At 59.4% G+C, this 15,952-nt stretch carries 16 protein-coding genes; 5 read left to right on the top strand and 11 right to left on the bottom strand.

Annotation, left to right across the window (positions count from 1 at the left end; genetic code table 11):
• Nucleotides 1-67: 67 nt before the first annotated feature.
• Nucleotides 68-379, bottom strand: a complete 312-nt coding sequence (locus AQ621_RS17935) for a cold shock domain-containing protein (RefSeq protein WP_058340033.1) — start codon at nt 377-379, stop codon at nt 68-70.
• A 297-nt stretch (nt 380-676) separates the two neighbouring features.
• Between AQ621_RS17935 and clpS the strand changes: the two genes are divergently transcribed.
• Nucleotides 677-1,036 carry an ATP-dependent Clp protease adapter ClpS gene (gene clpS, locus AQ621_RS01830; RefSeq protein WP_022987989.1) on the top strand — a complete coding sequence of 120 codons (360 nt, stop codon included), beginning with the start codon at nt 677-679 and terminating at the stop codon, nt 1,034-1,036.
• An 18-nt stretch (nt 1,037-1,054) separates the two neighbouring features.
• Nucleotides 1,055-3,325, top strand: coding sequence for an ATP-dependent Clp protease ATP-binding subunit ClpA (gene clpA, locus AQ621_RS01825; protein ID WP_058340032.1), 2,271 nt, complete (start codon nt 1,055-1,057; stop codon nt 3,323-3,325).
• Nucleotides 3,326-3,378: 53 nt separating this feature from the next.
• Here the strand turns inward: clpA and infA are convergent, their stop codons facing one another.
• From infA to AQ621_RS01785, 8 genes are all read right to left on the bottom strand, one after another.
• Entirely contained in the window at nt 3,379-3,597 is a 219-nt protein-coding gene (infA, locus tag AQ621_RS01820) for a translation initiation factor IF-1 (protein WP_014421226.1), read from the bottom strand.
• 81 nt (nt 3,598-3,678) lie between these two features.
• On the bottom strand, nt 3,679-4,392 hold the full coding sequence (locus AQ621_RS01815; RefSeq protein WP_022989145.1) for an arginyltransferase: 714 nt from the start codon (nt 4,390-4,392) through the stop codon (nt 3,679-3,681).
• A complete protein-coding gene (gene aat / locus AQ621_RS01810; protein ID WP_058340031.1) occupies nt 4,393-5,106 on the bottom strand; it encodes a leucyl/phenylalanyl-tRNA--protein transferase in 714 nt (237 codons plus the stop codon).
• A 15-nt stretch (nt 5,107-5,121) separates the two neighbouring features.
• The gene (gene trxB, locus AQ621_RS01805; RefSeq protein ID WP_058340030.1) at nt 5,122-6,075 is read right to left on the bottom strand and encodes a thioredoxin-disulfide reductase; all 954 of its coding nucleotides are present in this window, start codon (nt 6,073-6,075) and stop codon (nt 5,122-5,124) included.
• A gap of 54 nt (nt 6,076-6,129) precedes the next feature.
• Nucleotides 6,130-7,041: an AAA family ATPase gene (locus tag AQ621_RS01800; protein WP_022989142.1), complete on the bottom strand. Its 912-nt coding sequence runs from the start codon at nt 7,039-7,041 to the stop codon at nt 6,130-6,132.
• A gap of 7 nt (nt 7,042-7,048) precedes the next feature.
• The gene (locus tag AQ621_RS01795) at nt 7,049-7,954 is read right to left on the bottom strand and encodes a carbon-nitrogen hydrolase (protein WP_058340029.1); all 906 of its coding nucleotides are present in this window, start codon (nt 7,952-7,954) and stop codon (nt 7,049-7,051) included.
• Nucleotides 7,951-9,003, bottom strand: a complete 1,053-nt coding sequence (locus AQ621_RS01790; RefSeq protein WP_264753794.1) for an agmatine deiminase family protein — start codon at nt 9,001-9,003, stop codon at nt 7,951-7,953. The genes AQ621_RS01795 and AQ621_RS01790 overlap by 4 nt, the downstream gene beginning before the upstream one ends.
• A 103-nt stretch (nt 9,004-9,106) precedes the next feature.
• Complete coding sequence (locus AQ621_RS01785) at nt 9,107-9,409, bottom strand: hypothetical protein (protein ID WP_058340027.1); 303 nt, start codon at nt 9,407-9,409, stop codon at nt 9,107-9,109.
• Nucleotides 9,410-9,682: 273 nt separating this feature from the next.
• Between AQ621_RS01785 and AQ621_RS01780 the strand changes: the two genes are divergently transcribed.
• Entirely contained in the window at nt 9,683-10,927 is a 1,245-nt protein-coding gene (locus tag AQ621_RS01780; RefSeq protein WP_058340026.1) for a lipoprotein-releasing ABC transporter permease subunit, read from the top strand.
• Nucleotides 10,920-11,630 (top strand): ABC transporter ATP-binding protein, encoded by a 711-nt coding sequence (locus tag AQ621_RS01775; protein WP_058340025.1) that lies wholly within the window; start codon nt 10,920-10,922, stop codon nt 11,628-11,630. Before AQ621_RS01780 ends, AQ621_RS01775 begins: the two co-directional genes overlap by 8 nt.
• On the opposite strand, the gene AQ621_RS01770 is transcribed toward AQ621_RS01775, so the two are convergent.
• Entirely contained in the window at nt 11,618-12,163 is a 546-nt protein-coding gene (locus AQ621_RS01770) for a DUF2062 domain-containing protein (RefSeq protein ID WP_058340024.1), read from the bottom strand. The two genes, AQ621_RS01775 and AQ621_RS01770, sit on opposite strands and share 13 nt — an antisense overlap.
• A 140-nt stretch (nt 12,164-12,303) precedes the next feature.
• On the opposite strand from AQ621_RS01770, the gene AQ621_RS01765 reads away from it, so the two are divergent.
• Nucleotides 12,304-14,682, top strand: a complete 2,379-nt coding sequence (locus AQ621_RS01765) for a DNA internalization-related competence protein ComEC/Rec2 (RefSeq protein ID WP_082640837.1) — start codon at nt 12,304-12,306, stop codon at nt 14,680-14,682.
• A gap of 69 nt (nt 14,683-14,751) precedes the next feature.
• Here AQ621_RS01765 and AQ621_RS01760 read toward each other — a convergent pair.
• A protein-coding gene (locus tag AQ621_RS01760; protein ID WP_145840233.1) for an IS3 family transposase occupies nt 14,752-15,884 on the bottom strand; the annotation gives its coding sequence in 2 pieces (ribosomal slippage) (nt 14,752-15,614 and nt 15,614-15,884; 1,134 coding nt in all).
• Nucleotides 15,885-15,952 lie beyond the last annotated feature (68 nt).

Here is a 15,952-nt window from a genome sequence, read left to right as displayed (position 1 = left end):
AAGCACAAAAAAACACGGCCTGCCGGCAACCCGGCAGGAATCGGGGGAAATAATCGCCGCGACTGTCTCAGCCGTTCACAGCTCTCGGAGGATACCCTGAGTGGCCCGACAGCCCGCTATCCGGGGACTCGCCGCCTTGCCTGGACTCCTGGCCCGGTTCCCGCTTTGCTGGCGCTTCATCGGGTACGATGTTGATGGCGTGAACGCCTTTTTCGACCGGCTTTTTGTCGAAGGTGACCGACTGGCCCGCCTTCAGGGTTTTATAACCCTCCATCTGTACCGAAGAAAAATGGGCGAACAGATCGTCACTGCAGCCGTCTTCGATAATAAAGCCGTATCCCTTGGCGTTGTTGAACCATTTGACTTTGCCTTTTGGCATGATGAACTCCCTTGTTCCCTGTCTGTCTTATTATTGGATTGAGCGTTGTGCGTGTGTTGCTTCTGGTTACATAAGTCTTGTGTTTATTTACATTGTTTTACAGTGCAGGTTAACTCTCTGCCAATCCGGCGTCTGAGTCAAGAGTTCTGACGGGGTGAATGAGTGGTTGAAGCAGGTCTGGAAGCTGTATCATGTCCGTATTGATAAATAACGCACGCTTGCTCCGCTTCCGGCTTGAAAAGCCGCAGTCGGGCAACCACATTTAGTCAGGAAACCGAATAACCGGTAAACAGAACCATGCGGACAATTAAGAATTCTCTACTAGTATTCAATCAGGGGGAGGACGAACAGCCAGGGCGCCATGAGGGGGTCAGTGTTGCGCCTGAAAAGCCTGCCCTGAAGCGCCCGGCCCGATTCAGGGTGGTGCTCCTGAACGACGATTACACACCCATGGACTTCGTGGTGGAAGTATTGATGAAGTTCTTCGGAATGAATGAGGAAAAGGCGACGCAGGTGATGCTGCTCGTCCATACGCAGGGAAAAGCCGTATGTGGGGTATATACCCGTGACATCGCAGAAACAAAGGCGGCACAGGTGAATCAGTATTCTTCGGAATGTGAGCATCCGCTCCTTTGTGAGATTGAACGTGCTGACTGATAGACGGCGGGGTGGCCCATGCTGAGCAAAGATCTTGAAATTACGCTGAATACGGCCTTCAAAAATGCCCGGGACAAGCGTCATGAGTTTATGACCGTGGAGCATTTGTTGTTGGCCCTTCTCGACAACGAATCGGCGGTGGGCGTTCTCAAAGCCTGTGGTGCAGACCTCCAGCGGCTCGAGGAAGAGCTGGTCGAATTCGTGGATTCAACCACACCTCTGATACCGAGCACCGACAGCGAACGCGAAACCCAGCCGACACTGGGCTTCCAGCGTGTGCTGCAGCGGGCGGTATTCCATGTGCAGTCTTCCGGCAAGAAAGAAGTCACCGGCGCCAACGTACTGGTGGCGATTTTCAGTGAGCAGGAAAGCCAGGCGGTGTACGTGCTGAAGAAGCAGAACATTGCCCGGATCGATGTGGTCAACTTTGTCTCCCACGGAATTTCCCGGGTACAGGGTGCAGAAGACCAGGACGGGATGGATCATTCCGCCCACGAAGAAGCCGGAGAAGAAGGCAGCCAGTCCAGCCCGCTGGACAGCTACGCAACCAACCTGAACGAACAGGCGCGGCAGGGCCGGATCGACCCGTTGATCGGCCGCGAGCACGAAGTGGAGCGGGTGGTGCAGATCCTGGTGCGCCGCCGCAAGAACAACCCCTTGCTGGTGGGCGAGGCCGGTGTCGGTAAAACCGCCATCGCCGAAGGCCTGGCCAAGCGCATTGTTGACGGCCAGGTGCCGGATATCATCTCCGATGCGGTGGTGTATTCCCTGGATATGGGCGCGTTGCTGGCCGGTACCAAGTACCGCGGTGATTTCGAAAAGCGCCTGAAAGGCCTGCTGAGCGACCTGAAAAAACAGGATCATGCCATCCTGTTTATCGACGAGATCCACACCATCATCGGTGCCGGTTCGGCATCCGGCGGTGTGATGGATGCCTCGAACCTGCTCAAGCCGATGCTCAGCTCCGGCGAACTGCGCTGCATCGGTTCGACAACGTTCCAGGAATTCCGGGGAATCTTCGAGAAAGACAGCGCCCTGGCCCGTCGCTTCCAGAAAATCGATGTGAACGAGCCGAGTGTTGAAGATACCTACCAGATTCTCAAAGGCCTGAAGCCGAATTTCGAGAAACACCACGACCTGACCTACACCGACCAGGCCCTGCGGGTGGCTGCAGAGCTGGCGGACCGGTACATCACCGACCGCCACCTGCCGGACAAGGCCATTGACGTGATCGACGAAGCCGGGGCCCGGCAGCGGCTGCAGCCGGAAGACAAGCGCAAGAAGACCATCGAGGTTTCGGATATCGAAGACGTGGTGGCGAATATTGCGCGCATTCCGCCGAAGAACGTTTCCACCAGCGACAAAGACCTGCTGCGTAACCTGGAGCGGGATCTGAAAATGGTGGTGTTCGGGCAGGATCCGGCCATTGAATCCCTTGCTACGGCCATCAAGCTGGCCCGCGCCGGCCTGAAAGCACCTGAGAAGCCGGAAGGTGCCTTCCTGTTTGCCGGGCCGACCGGTGTTGGTAAGACGGAAGTGACCAAGCAGCTGGCCAAGGTTCTGGGCATCGAACTGGTTCGCTTCGATATGTCCGAATACATGGAGCGACATACCGTATCGCGGTTGATCGGTGCGCCTCCGGGCTATGTCGGTTACGATCAGGGCGGCCTGCTGACCGAGGCGGTCAACAAGCATCCGCACTGTGTGTTGCTGCTGGATGAAATCGAGAAGGCGCACCCCGAGGTGTTCAACCTGCTGCTGCAGGTGATGGACCACGGTACCCTGACCGATAACAACGGCCGCAAGGCGGATTTCCGCCACGTGATCCTGGTGATGACCACCAACGCCGGCGCCGAGAGCATGGCTCGCCGTTCCATCGGCTTCAGCGAGCAGGACCATAGTACTGACGGCATGGAAGTGATCAGCAAGACCTTCACGCCGGAGTTCCGTAACCGCCTGGATGGCATTATCCAGTTTGCTGACCTGCAGAAGGCCACCATTACCCATGTGGTGGACAAGTTCCTCACCGAGTTGCAGGCGCAACTGGACGAGAAACACGTGGTGTTGCATGTGGATGAGGCTGCCAAGGTGTGGCTGGCCGAGAAGGGTTACGATGTGACCATGGGCGCACGCCCGATGGCGCGTCTGATCCAGGACAAGATCAAGCGGCCACTGGCCGAGCAGATCCTGTTCGGAAGCCTGGCAGAGAAGGGTGGGGATGTGTTCATCCACCTGAAAGGCGACGAGCTGGTGTTCGAGTACGAGAGCGAACCGGCAGAAGCCCTCTGAAGCAACAAAAAAGCCCCGCATTTGCGGGGCTTTTCAGATGTCACTCGAGCAGGTTAACGGGCGCGGTATACGATGCGGCCCTTGCTCAGGTCATAGGGAGTCAGCTCAACCTTGACCTTGTCTCCGGTCAGGATGCGGATGTAGTTCTTGCGCATTTTTCCTGAGATGTGGGCAGTCACAACGTGGCCGTTGGACAGCTCAACGCGGAACATGGTGTTGGGAAGGGTGTCGATAATAACGCCTTCCATTTCAATGACATCTGATTTCGCCATTCAGTAGAAACCTCGTTCGGAATGCTTTTCGGTGATTTTAAATTGCGCAATTCTGCCTGAATTCTTGCCGTTTGGCAAAAGTCAGTCTGATTGCAGTTCTCGCCAGTGCCCGTCGCGCAGCGCTTCGATGGGTTTGAAACGGGTTTTGTAGTTCATTTTACGGCATTCCCGGATCCAGTAACCCAGGTACAGATGGGGCAGGCCGCGGCGCCGGGCTTCTTCAATCTGCCAGAGTACGGCAAAGGTGCCCAGGCTCCGGTCTTCCAGTTCCGGAGCAAAAATGGTGTAGATGGCGGACAAGCCGTCATCCAGCAGGTCGACCGCTGCCAGGCCGGCCAGTTCGTCTCCCAGGGAAATTTCCAGGAACCAGGAGTCGGTGGCGCCGTCTACCAGGAACGATGTGAACTGCTCCCTGGAGGGCGGGTACATATCGCCATCCCGGTGGCGCTCTTCAATGTAGTGGGCGTACAGCCGGTAATAACGCTCGCTGAAAGCGGCGGGCACCAGGCGGCACGACAAGTCTTCATTCTTGCGCAAGACACGGCGCTGGTTACGATCCGGCTGGAACTGATCTACCTTCAGGCGTACCGGCACGCAGGCATTGCAATGTTCACAATGGGGGCGGTAATAGTGGGAGCCACTGCGCCGGAACCCCAGTGCCGTCAGTTGGCTGTAGAGTTTCTTGTCGACGTTGGCCCTCGGGTCCACAAACATGGTGGTGGCTTCGCGATCCGGCAGGTAACTGCAGTCGTGGGGCGGCGTTGCGAAGAAGACCAGCGTTCTGAGATTGCTCATTCATTCCTCCGGCCCGGGCCAGCGCCAGTTGAAGGCCCAGTCTTCCTTTTCCGGTTTTTGATCCACGTACTTCCCGAGTATAGATAAAAACTCGTCCCTGGGAATAGTGCTCGCACCCATGCTGAGCAGATGGTCGCTCTCGACCTGGCAGTCCATCAGTCTGTAACCCCATTGTGCCAGCTGACGGGCCAGGTGCACCATCAAAACCTTGGAAGCATTGGTTTCCAGGGAAAACATGGATTCACCGAAGAAGCAACGCCCCAGGGCAATGCCGTACATGCCCCCGGCCAGCTCACCCTTGCGGTTCCAGACTTCGATGGAGTGTGCGGTGCCGTGCCGGTGCAGGTCGGTATAGGCCTGGATCATGTCGTCGGTAATCCAGGTGCCTTCGGCGCGGGTGGTGGCACACAACCGGATAATGCGGCTGAAGCATCGGTCTGCGGTAACCTCGAACCGGTGCTGGTTCAGGGTGCGGCGCAGGCTGCGGGATACGTGGACTTCGTCCGGAAACAGGACGCAACGGGGATTGGGGGACCACCAGAGAATGGGCTGGTCGTCACTGAACCAGGGGAAGATGCCGTTCCGGTAAGCCAGCAGGAGCCGGCTCCGGGACAGGTCGCCACCCGCGGCGAGAAGACCGTCCGGATCGTCCAGTGCTTCGTCGGCCGGAGGGAACCAAAGTTCCTCCGGCTTCAGCCAGGGTAGAGAGGTCATTCCGTGATGGCCGTTTTAGTCCTGCTGGTCCAGGAATTTCTCGGCATCCAGGGCGGCCATGCAGCCGAAACCGGCGGAGGTAACAGCTTGGCGGTAAACGTGGTCCGCTACATCGCCGGCGGCGAATACGCCCGGAATGCTGGTCTGGGTGGCCATGCCGTTCAGGCCGGACTGGATACGCAGATAGCCGTTGTCCATGTCGAGCTGGCCTTCGAACAGGCTGGTGTTCGGCTTGTGGCCGATGGCGATGAATACGCCGGCTAGGTCGATGTCCCGGGTGCTGCCGTCTTCGGTGCTCTTGATGCGCATGCCGGTTACGCCGGTACCGTCGCCCAGTACTTCATCCAGGGTGTGGTTCCAGACGATCTTCACGTTGCCGTTCTCGGCCTTTTCGAACAGCTTGTCCTGCAGGATTTTCTCAGAGCGGAGCTTGTCGCGGCGATGTACCAGGGTGACTTCATCGGCAATGTTCGACAGGTACAGGGCTTCTTCAACGGCGGTGTTGCCACCACCGATCACAGCGACTTTCTGCTTGCGGTAGAAGAAACCATCGCAGGTAGCGCAGGCTGATACGCCCTGGCCCTTGAACTTCTCTTCGGATTCCAGGCCCAGGTACATGGCGGAGGCGCCGGTGGCGATGATCAGGGCGTCGCAGGTGTACTCGCCGCTGTCGCCCTTGAGGCGGAACGGGCGATTCTGCAGGTCCGCTTCGTTGATGGTGTCGTACACGATGCTGGTTTCGAAGCGCTCTGCGTGCTTCTGCATGCGCTGCATCAGTTCAGGGCCCTGAACGCCGTCGTTGTCGCCCGGCCAGTTGTCCACGTCTGTGGTGGTGGTGAGCTGTCCACCCACTTCAATGCCGGTAATCAGGGTCGGGTTCAGGTTGGCGCGGGCGGCATAGACTGCTGCGGTGTAACCTGCGGGGCCGGAACCAAGAATGATCAGTCGGGAGTGCTGTGTTTCGCTCATGGGAATCTCGCTGGTATGTGATATGTAATCTGGATGTATGAGGGCGGAGCCGGATTATTCAAGTACCGAGACCGTGGTCAGCAGCTGTCGCACCCGCTCTTTGCTCTTGCCGGATTCGCCCTGCTCAAGCCGGTGCTCGGCCACGGAGGGGAACACTGCCTGGACGTCGTCTGGCAGCACGTGGTCACGCCCCGCCATCAGGGCCCAGGCCTTGGCGGCCCTCAACAGCCCGAGGCCGGCTCGCGGCGACAGGCCGTAGACCAGGCCTGGCATGCGCCGGCTTTGTTCAAGCAGTCGCTGCAGGTAGTCCAGCAGGGCAGGGCTGGCGCTGACTTTTTCGACGGCGGCCTGAGCCGCTTCCAGCTCCGGCTGGGGCAGTATGGCCTGCAGCCGCCCGGTGATGGCCCGGCGATCTTCGCCTTCCAGTAGCTCCCGTTCCGCTTTCGGATCCGGGTAGCCCAGTTGCAGTCGCATCAGAAAGCGGTCGAGCTGGGATTCCGGCAGCGGAAAGGTGCCACCCTGTTCAATGGGGTTCTGGGTGGCAATCACAAAGAACGGCGAAGGCAGTGGCCGGGTTTCGCCTTCAATGGATACCTGGCGCTCTTCCATCGCTTCCAGCAGGGCACTCTGGGTGCGGGGCGAGGCCCGGTTGATTTCGTCTGCCAGTACCACCTGGGCAAAGATCGGGCCCGGGTGAAACACCAGGCTGCCGGCCTCCCGGTCGTACATCGAATAACCCAGAACGTCCGCGGGTAGCAGGTCGTTGGTGAACTGGATGCGTTGATAGCTCAGCCCCATGATCTTCGCCAGCGCGTGGGACAGTGTGGTCTTGCCCATGCCCGGTATGTCTTCGATCAGCAGGTGGCCGCGGGCCAGCAGGCCACACAGGGCCAGGCGGATCTGGTTGTCTTTGCCCAGCAAGATCTTGTTGAGCTCGGCAACCACGCTGTCCATTTTCTGTTTCATGCAGGCCTCAGTCCCGTACCCGTTTGAGAATGTCGTCGTAGGCATCAATGCGCCGATCCCGAAGATACGGCCAGATACGCCTGACGGATTCAGTCCGGTCGCGGTCCAGCGTGGCGGTCAGAATACATTCGCTTTCATCGTCGGTCCGGGCCAGGAATTCGCCCTGGGGCCCGCAGATAAAACTGTTGCCCCAGAAGCGGATGCCATCGCCCTGGCCGGACGGGTCGGGTTCTGTGCCCACCCGGTTGGGGGCAATCACCGGCAGGTTGTTAGCCACCGCGTGGCCCCGCTGAACGGTCACCCAGGCTTCCAGCTGGCGGGCCTGTTCGTCGGCTTCGTCGGTAATGTCCCAGCCGATGGCCGTGGGATAGATCAGGATTTCCGCGCCGGCCAGCGCCATCAGGCGGGCGGCTTCCGGGTACCACTGGTCCCAGCACACCAATACCCCGAGCTTGCCGACGGAGGTATTGATCGGGGTAAAGCCGCTGTCGCCATTGTTGAAGCGGGCGTCGCCCGGGGTGAAATAGAACTTTTCGTAGAAGCCCGGGTCGTCCGGGATGTGCATTTTCCGGTAGATCCCGGCCAGGCTGCCGTCGGTATCAAACACCACCGAGGTGTTGTGATACACCCCGTTCATCCGGCGCTCGAAGATAGAGCCTACCAGCACAATGCCCAGCTCCCTGGCCAGCTCCGACAGGCGGTTGCTGGTGGGGCCCGGAATGGGTTCGGCGAGTTCGAAAACGGCGGTGTCTTCGGTCTGGCAAAAATACAGGGTGGCGTGCAGTTCCTGAAGTACCACCAGTTGCGCACCCCCGGTGGCGGCTTCCCGCACCAGTTTTTCGGAGGTTGCCAGGCTGGCGGCTTTGTCGTTACTGCACTTTTGCTGGATAGCAGCGATTTTCAGCTGGCTCATAGGGAAACGACTCCGGCAGGAATCTGCATGGTGACACAGTGCAGGCTGCCATGCTGGTGGATCAGTGGACGGCAGTAAACGGGAATGATTTCCCGCTCCGGGAAGATCTCACCCATGATGCGAATGGCTTCCGGATCTTGCGGCACATCGTAGACCGGCAAAAGAACTGCATCGTTGATAATCAGGAAGTTGGCATAGGTGGCCGGCAGGCGCTCGCCCTCTTCGTCATAGATGGCATCGGGCCAGGGCAGGGCAGTCAGCCTGTAGGGGCTGCCATCCTGCTGGCGGAACTCCTGCAGTTCCTCTTCCATGGCGGCCAGGGCGCTGTAGTGTTCGTCTGCCACATCCGGACAGGTGACATAACAGATGTGGTCCGGGGCGCAGAAGCGGGCGAGGGTGTCGATGTGGCTGTCGGTGTCGTCGCCGGCCAGGTAGCCGTGGTTGAGCCACAATATGCGGTCTGCGCCCAGCAACTCGGAGAGCCGATGTTCGATGTCTGAGCGATCAAGGTCCGGGTTGCGGGTGGGGGTCAGCAGGCATTCGCTGGTGGCCAGGATGGTGCCCTGGCCGTCAGATTCAATGGAGCCGCCTTCCAGGACAAAATCCACCGCTTGCATCGGTGTCTTGCCGAATACGCCTGCATTGGCCAGGTGTCGGTTGAGGGCGTTGTCTTTCTCCCAGGGGAATTTGCCGCCCCAAGCGTTGAAGCTGAAATCCAGAAGCGTGGCGCTGTCAGCATCGGTAACGGTAATGGGGCCGTGGTCCCGTGCCCAGGTGTCATTGGCCGGGGCCGGTACGGCCACAACGCGGCCGGGGAGATGGTTGTCTTCAGCGTACTGGTTCAGTTCCTGCCCCAGCTTTTGCAGCCCGGCCACAAACTCGCAACTGATTACCAAATGTTCAAAGCGCAGTACCGCTTTGGCGATGTCGAGGAAGACCTGTTCTGCATCTGCCATCATCCGGGCCCAGTCGGTTCCGGGGTGAGGCCAGGTCAACATTACTGCGCTCTGGGGAGCCCATTCCGCAGGCAACACTCGTCTGGAAGTCACTGTTATCTGCCACCTTGGTTCGCAAAAAGCAGTCATTCTATCTGACCGCTAAGGCAACGTCAGGACATGGGCAATGAAAAACCGGTGTATTGCCCCCGACCGGTTATTTGCGGCGCTTCATGACCGCATGGATAACCCGGTCGTGTTCCAGGTACACCACGAAGTCCTGGTAGTGCCACTGGGTAATCGGTGGCTGGCCAACCGGGCCCCGAATCTCCATAGGGGCACCCCAGCGACTTTGCACGGACCCCCCGGTCATGCCGTTGGCCGGCAGCTTGACCAGGCTGCGGTCGGCCTGGCTGCCAACCGGGATGGTCAGTTGTTCTGCGTGGGCCTGGGGCAGGGCTGCAACCGCCACTGCTGCGGCTATGGTAAAGGCAGCGATCAGGTTCCGTTTGTTGTTCATAGATGGCTCTCCACTGATGCCGGAATGCTGTGGTGTGTCCACGGAATGTGTATAAAACGTAATATCCCGAAAATATTAGCAAAAGTCAGTATATTTTCGAGAGTTTATCCGGTTTGCCCCCGTGTTTTCAGTCATTGGATCACATCGGGGGCAAATTTGCGGGCAGCCTGCCGGCCATGGTGCGGCGGGTGGTGCGGTTGCAACGCATTTTGATCCAAGGCGATAATGCGCGCCGGCATCTACCCCTCTGAAAGTGGCGACAGGCACCTCCTAATGTTCAGACCCTTATCGTTTTATATAGGCCTGCGATACACGGCCGCCAAACGGCGCAATCACTTTATTTCCTTTATTTCCCTGACCTCCATGATCGGCCTTATGCTGGGTGTGGCGGTGCTGATTATTGTGTTGTCGGTGATGAACGGCTTCGACCGGGAGCTCAAGCAGAGAATTCTGGGCATGGTGCCCCACGCGACCATTCAGGGCGCCAATGGCCCGCTGGAAGACTGGCAGCAGATTGACCAGCTGGTGCAGGAACACCCCAGGGTGCTGGCGGCTGCGCCGTTTATCCAGGGGCAGGGCATGGTGACCGGTGGTGGCAATGTACGCGGGGTGATGCTCAGCGGTGTTCTGCCGGAACAAGAAGCCTCGGTTTCGATTATCGAGAACCACTTTATTGAAGGTGGGCTGGACGATCTCAAGTCCGGTGAATTCGGCATCATTATCGGTCGGTTGATGGCAAACAGCCTGCGGTTGGCGATTGGCGATAAGCTGACGGTGGTGTTGCCGGAAGCGTCGGTGACTCCGGCCGGTGTGTTGCCCAGGCTCAAACGCTTCACCGTGAAGGGTATTTTCAGTGTCGGCGCAGAACTTGATGGCAACTACGCCCTGATCCACATGGACGATGCTGCGCGACTGATGCGCACCGGTGGCAAGGCGGAAGGTGTGCGCTTGCTGGTGGATGATCTGTTTGCCGCGCCCCGGGTGGTTAACCAGGTGGCCCAGGAGCTGGGTGGCCGCTATTACGTATCCGACTGGACCCGCACCCACGGCAACCTGTTCCAGGCTATCCGCATGGAAAAAACCATGATCGGCTTGTTGCTGATGTTCATTGTGGCGGTGGCTGCCTTCAATATTGTGTCCACCTTGGTGATGGTGGTCACCGACAAAACTGCGGATATCGCCATTCTCCGAACCATGGGGGCGACTCCGGGCCGGATCATGCGCATTTTCATTATCCAGGGGGCGGTAATCGGCGTGTTCGGTACGCTGGTCGGTACCACCCTGGGCGTGCTGGGCGCACTCAACATCAGCGGCATTATTGCCTGGCTGGAAAGCGCCATGGGGCACCAGTTCCTGAGCGCGGATGTGTACTTCATCAGCTATCTGCCATCGCAGCTGCAGTGGCAGGATGTGTTTATTATCAGCGGTGCCGGCCTTGCCATGAGCCTGCTGGCAACGATTTACCCGGCCTGGCGTGCATCGCGGGTCGAACCGGCGGAGGCTTTGCGCTATGAGTAATGTCACAGCGAACGAGGCAGGCAAGCCTCTAGTGATCGACTGCCGGCAGGTGACCCGAACCTACAGTGAGGGCCCGGAGAAGCTCACGATTTTCTCTGACATCTCGCTGGAGGTGACGCCCGGAGAAACCGTTGCCATTGTCGGTAGCAGCGGTGCAGGCAAGACTACCCTGCTGAACCTGCTGGGCGGGCTGGACAAGCCCTCGTCCGGCCAGATCGAGATTTGTGGCCAGAACATTCACAAACTCTCGGAAGCCGGTCGGGCCCGCTTCCGTAATCGCCATCTGGGGTTTGTGTATCAGTTTCATCACCTGTTACCAGAATTCTCCGCACTGGAGAATGTGATGCTGCCCTGTGTGTTGGGTGGCTTGTCGCCGGCCCAGGTCCTTCCGAAAGCTGAAGCGCTTCTGGGGCGTGTGGGCCTGACGGAGCGGCTTCGTCATAAGCCGGGTGAACTGTCAGGCGGAGAGCGCCAGCGCGTGGCCATTGCCCGTGCCCTGGTGAACGAGCCGGATTGCGTGTTGATGGACGAGCCTACCGGTAACCTGGACCAGCACACCGGTGAGGGGGTTCGGGCTTTGATCGAGGAGCTGCGTGATCAGTCCGGCATCGCGTTCATCATGGTGACACACGATATGACCATGGCCCGGAGTCTGGGGCGGGTGTTGCGCCTGGAACAGGGCCGGCTGGTTCAGGAAGTCTGATTACCAGGGGCGCGGCCAGCGCGCCTGGCTATGCGTCGCTGGCGCCAGTCGGTGCGGATTTTTCGCCGCCACAGATACTGGATGCCCAGATAGGCGAGGCAGGCACAGAGGGTGGCGATGATCAGTGACCCCAGGTACAGCGGAATGCCGATGTCCACCAGGCGGTGGCTGATCCAGTGCCAGGTAAGTTCGAATTCAAAGTCGAGCACCGGGCGATCCAGCAGCCAGGCCCCGAGTTTGTAGTTGAAATAGAACATGGGCGGCATGGTCAGCGGGTTGCTGATCCACACCAGTGCCACTGACAGCGGCAGGTTGGCGTTGATCCATATGGCACAGAAGGCCGCGGCCAGCATCTGGAAGGGCATAGGAATAAAACAGAACCAGACGCCGACCAGGAACGCCCGTGCTACGCAATGCCGGTTGATGTGCCACAGGTTGGGTTCATGGAGGATATCGCCCAGAAAGTGCAGCGAACGCATGGCGCGCACTCTCTCGGGGCTGGGCAAATACCGTTTCATGAACTTCTTCGGCATTGGAAGTTCGGCCTGTTGCGTTGCAGTGAAACACCACTGACAAACGGAAATTGTCAGCTTTTACCAGAGGAGGACAGGGAGTGTCCGGGCAAGTTCATAACGGCTGTGAGCGGATAAAACCGGCGCTGGCCGCATCCTGCATGGTCGCCTTCTCTAGCGGCGTTATCTTACTGTATTGGCTGACAGTCTTACCACCTTATACATGGTTGTTTGTGCTTACCTTCATGGTTGGTGCCGCCGCGTTTTGGGGTCGGGGCAGCCGGTTCTCCAGTCTCTGTTTATTGGTTTGTTTCGGGTTGCTGGGCCTGCTCTGGGCTACCTGGCATGCCGATGGGCGCCTGGCGGAGCGGTTGCCCCAGGGGCTTGAGGGCGAGCGGGTGACAGTTTCCGGTCATCTGTGCAGCCTTCCTCAACCGGGCAGCTTTGGCAGTCTCCGTTTCAATTTCTGCGTCGAGCGCTGGCACGAACCTGAGACGGTGCCCGAAGGCACCCGCTTGCCGGAAACCCTGCGGCTGGCCTGGTACGGGCGTGACGGTAAAGACCTGCCTGACCACCGGCTGCGCCTGGAAGTGGTCCTCAAGCGCCCCCACGGCAACCTGAACCAGGCCGGCTTTCGTTACGAGGACTGGCTGTTCCGGAACGGCTTCCGGGCCACGGGCAGCGTCAAAAGTGTTGCCCCGGAGCCCGGGCTTGCCTGTGGCTGGCACTGCGAATACCGGGCCTGGCACCGGTCGGTGGCGGCTGTGGTGGAAGACTGGTTTGGTGAGGCACAACAGTTTCCCCTGATTGCATCGCTGTTGATCGGTAACCGCGGGCATTTGGAAAACGCCCATTGGGATACCCTGAAAGCCACCGGCACCATTCACCTGGTGGCTATTTCCGGCCTGCATCTGGGCTTGGTGGCGGTAGCAGTGGGGCTGCTCGGGCGCCGGCTGTTGTTGCTGGTGCCATCGGGGTGGGTGTCCGTTCATCAAGGCCGGGTGGCGGTGTTTGCATTGGTGATGCTGTGCAGCCTGGCCTATGCCCTGCTGGCGGGGTTTACGGTGCCTACCCGCCGGGCCCTGATCATGGTGGTTGTGGGTGGCTGGTATCTGTTGATGGCCCGGGAAGCCAGTGCCTGGCAACCCTTTGTGGCGGCGCTGTTCCTGGTGTTACTGCTGGATCCATTTGCGCCGCTGGATCAGGGCTTCTGGCTTTCCTTTGGTGCGGTGGCGGTATTGTTGCTGGTGTTTGCCGGCAGGGTGGCGGCTCCGGGCTGGCTGAAAGGCCTGGTGCTCGCGCAGTTTGCGGTGTTCGCCGGTTTGTGGCCGGTTCTGTCGCACTTCGGTCTGGGCCAGCCGGTGGCTGGATTGCTGGCCAACCTGTTGGCCATTCCCTGGGTGTCCCTGGTGGTGATGCCGGTGTTGTTTGTGGGTGCGTTGCTGTCGGCGCTGTCCGGCGGCGGGTTGTCGGGCTTCGCGATGGTGCTGATGGACGGGGCACTGGCATTGCTTTGGGGCTGGCTTGAGTGGGTCCAGGTTCTGGACTGGCCTGTGCCCGGAGGAGGCAAGGTTGCGCAATCCGGCTTGCTGGCGCTGGTGGTGGTTGTCATGATTCGGCTGCCGGTGCCCGGGTTCCGGCCCGTGGCATTCGCCGCCATCGCATTATGGAGTCTTGCGGCGCTGTACCATCGTGAGCCGGTGCTCTCGTCAGTGGCGGTTCCGGAAATTCGTATCCTGGATGTGGGGCAGGGGCTGTCAGTTCTGATCCGGGTGGATGACAAGGTTCTGCTCTATGACACCGGCCCGGAGGTGAAAGGCGTGTTTTCTGCGGCCGATTCGGTGCTGATACCGGAGCTGAGCGCCCGGGGTATCCGGCGGATAGACCACCTTGTGCTGAGCCATGCCGATAACGACCATTCCGGCGGCTTGCCTGTGTTGCTCGATACCTTCGATGTGGTGCGGATATCCAGCGGTGAAGCCGGGGAGTTATCCGGGAGTTTGGACGGCCTGCGCCTTGTGCGTGACTGCCCGGCCGTCGCTGAGCGCTGGGGAGGTCTTGAGCTGGCATTCTGGCAAGCGCCGGATGCAAGGGCGGGTAACGATGCATCCTGCGTGCTCCGGGTAAGCCATGGGTTGTCCGATACCGAGATCTGGCTGACCGGTGATATCAGCGACGGGGTAGAAGCCCGGATGCTGGCGGCCTCGGAGCTGGACTGGTTCCACCGGCAGCCGGCCCACCGCCTGGTGCTGGCACCCCACCATGGCAGCAAAACCTCGTCGTCAGAAAGCTGGGTGGAAACTCTGCGGCCCGACCAGGTCATCTACACCGCCGGATATCGCCATCGTTTCGGGCACCCCCATCCGGAGGTGACGGCCCGCTATCGCCAGGCCGGAGCCCGGGCGTTGAATACAGCCTGTTCCGGTCAGATTGCCATTACCTTGCCGGCGACAGGCCCGGAAATCGAAGAAATCCGCCATTCCGCACCCTTCTGGGTAGCCGCTCCGGGCCTGGCCCGTGACCAATGTAATATACCGTGACTGAGGTGGACCCCATCAGTTGGACAGCCTGAAGGTGCAGTTAAGCTCTGATCCGGCTGTATTCCCGGCTCAAGCTGCCAGGGTCATGGGTTGTTGGTAGTACACCTCATCCGGTGTTTGGTAATCAAGGGTTTGGTGGTACCGGGTCTGATTGTAATGCCGGAAGTACCGGTGGAGCGCCTGCTTCAAGTGTCGGCCATCCTCGAAGGCAGTGAGGTAGACGCACTCGTGTTTGACGCTGCGCCAGAGCCGTTCCACAAAGATGTTGTCATGGTAGCAGCCTTTGCCGTCCATGCTGATCCGGATGCCATGCTCTTTGAGAACGCTTGTGAAGGCCTCGCTGGTGAACTGGACGCCCTGATCGGTGTTGAAGACCTCCGGTGTTCCGTGGCGCTGTAGAGCCTCCTCCAGTGCATCGACGCAGAAGTCTGTGTCCATGGTGTTGGAGACTCGCCAGGACAACACCTTGCGGCTGTACCAGTCGATGATGGCAACCAGATACATGAAGCCCCGGGCCAGCGGGATATATGAAATATCTGTTGCCCACACCTGGTTGGGGCGGTCGATTTTCAGCCCTGTGAGCAGATACGGGTACACCTTGTGCCCATCGCCCGGAATGCTGGTTCTGGGGCGCGGATACACCGCCTGAATGCCCATGGTGCGCATCAGCCGCTGCACCCGCTTCCGGTTGACCCGATAGCCCTGGTGCTGCAAGTGGACCCGCATCTTGCGAGAGCCATAGTACGGCGTTTCCAGGTGCTGTTGATCAATCAGGTACATCAGATCCAGATCCTCCTGACACTGCTCACGAGGGACGTAGTACACCGATGAGCGGCTCAGCTTGAGCAGCTCACACTGGCGCGAAAGACTGACTTGGGGATGACCACGCTCGATCATCGCCAACCGCTGTTGACGGCTTACTGATCGAGCTTGCGCGACAAAAAATCGCGTTCCACCGTCAGTCGGCCAATCTCTCGGTAAAGTTCGTCTGTGCTGGGCTCATCGGATTGCTTGCCGGCTTTCTTCTTGCCTTCGAAGAGGCCCGGGGCATTCTCCAGCAGTTCGCGCTTCCAGGTGCTGACCATGGTGGGGTGGATCTGGAAACGGGCAGCAATTTCGGATGTGGTCTGGTCGCCCTTGAGGGCAGCCAGGGCGACTTTGGACTTGAATGATGCGCTGTATTGCTTGCGTTTCTTGCTCATGATTCTCCTCCTTATGGAGATGATGAATCAGAGCTTAGGCACCTGTCCAAAATTTGGGGTCCACTTCA

The organism is Marinobacter sp. P4B1, from assembly GCF_001447135.1.
Taxonomy (GTDB): domain Bacteria; phylum Pseudomonadota; class Gammaproteobacteria; order Pseudomonadales; family Oleiphilaceae; genus Marinobacter; species Marinobacter vinifirmus.
The sequence above is the reverse complement of the archived record's forward strand: the minus strand, read 5'-3'. Positions and strand labels throughout refer to the sequence as shown.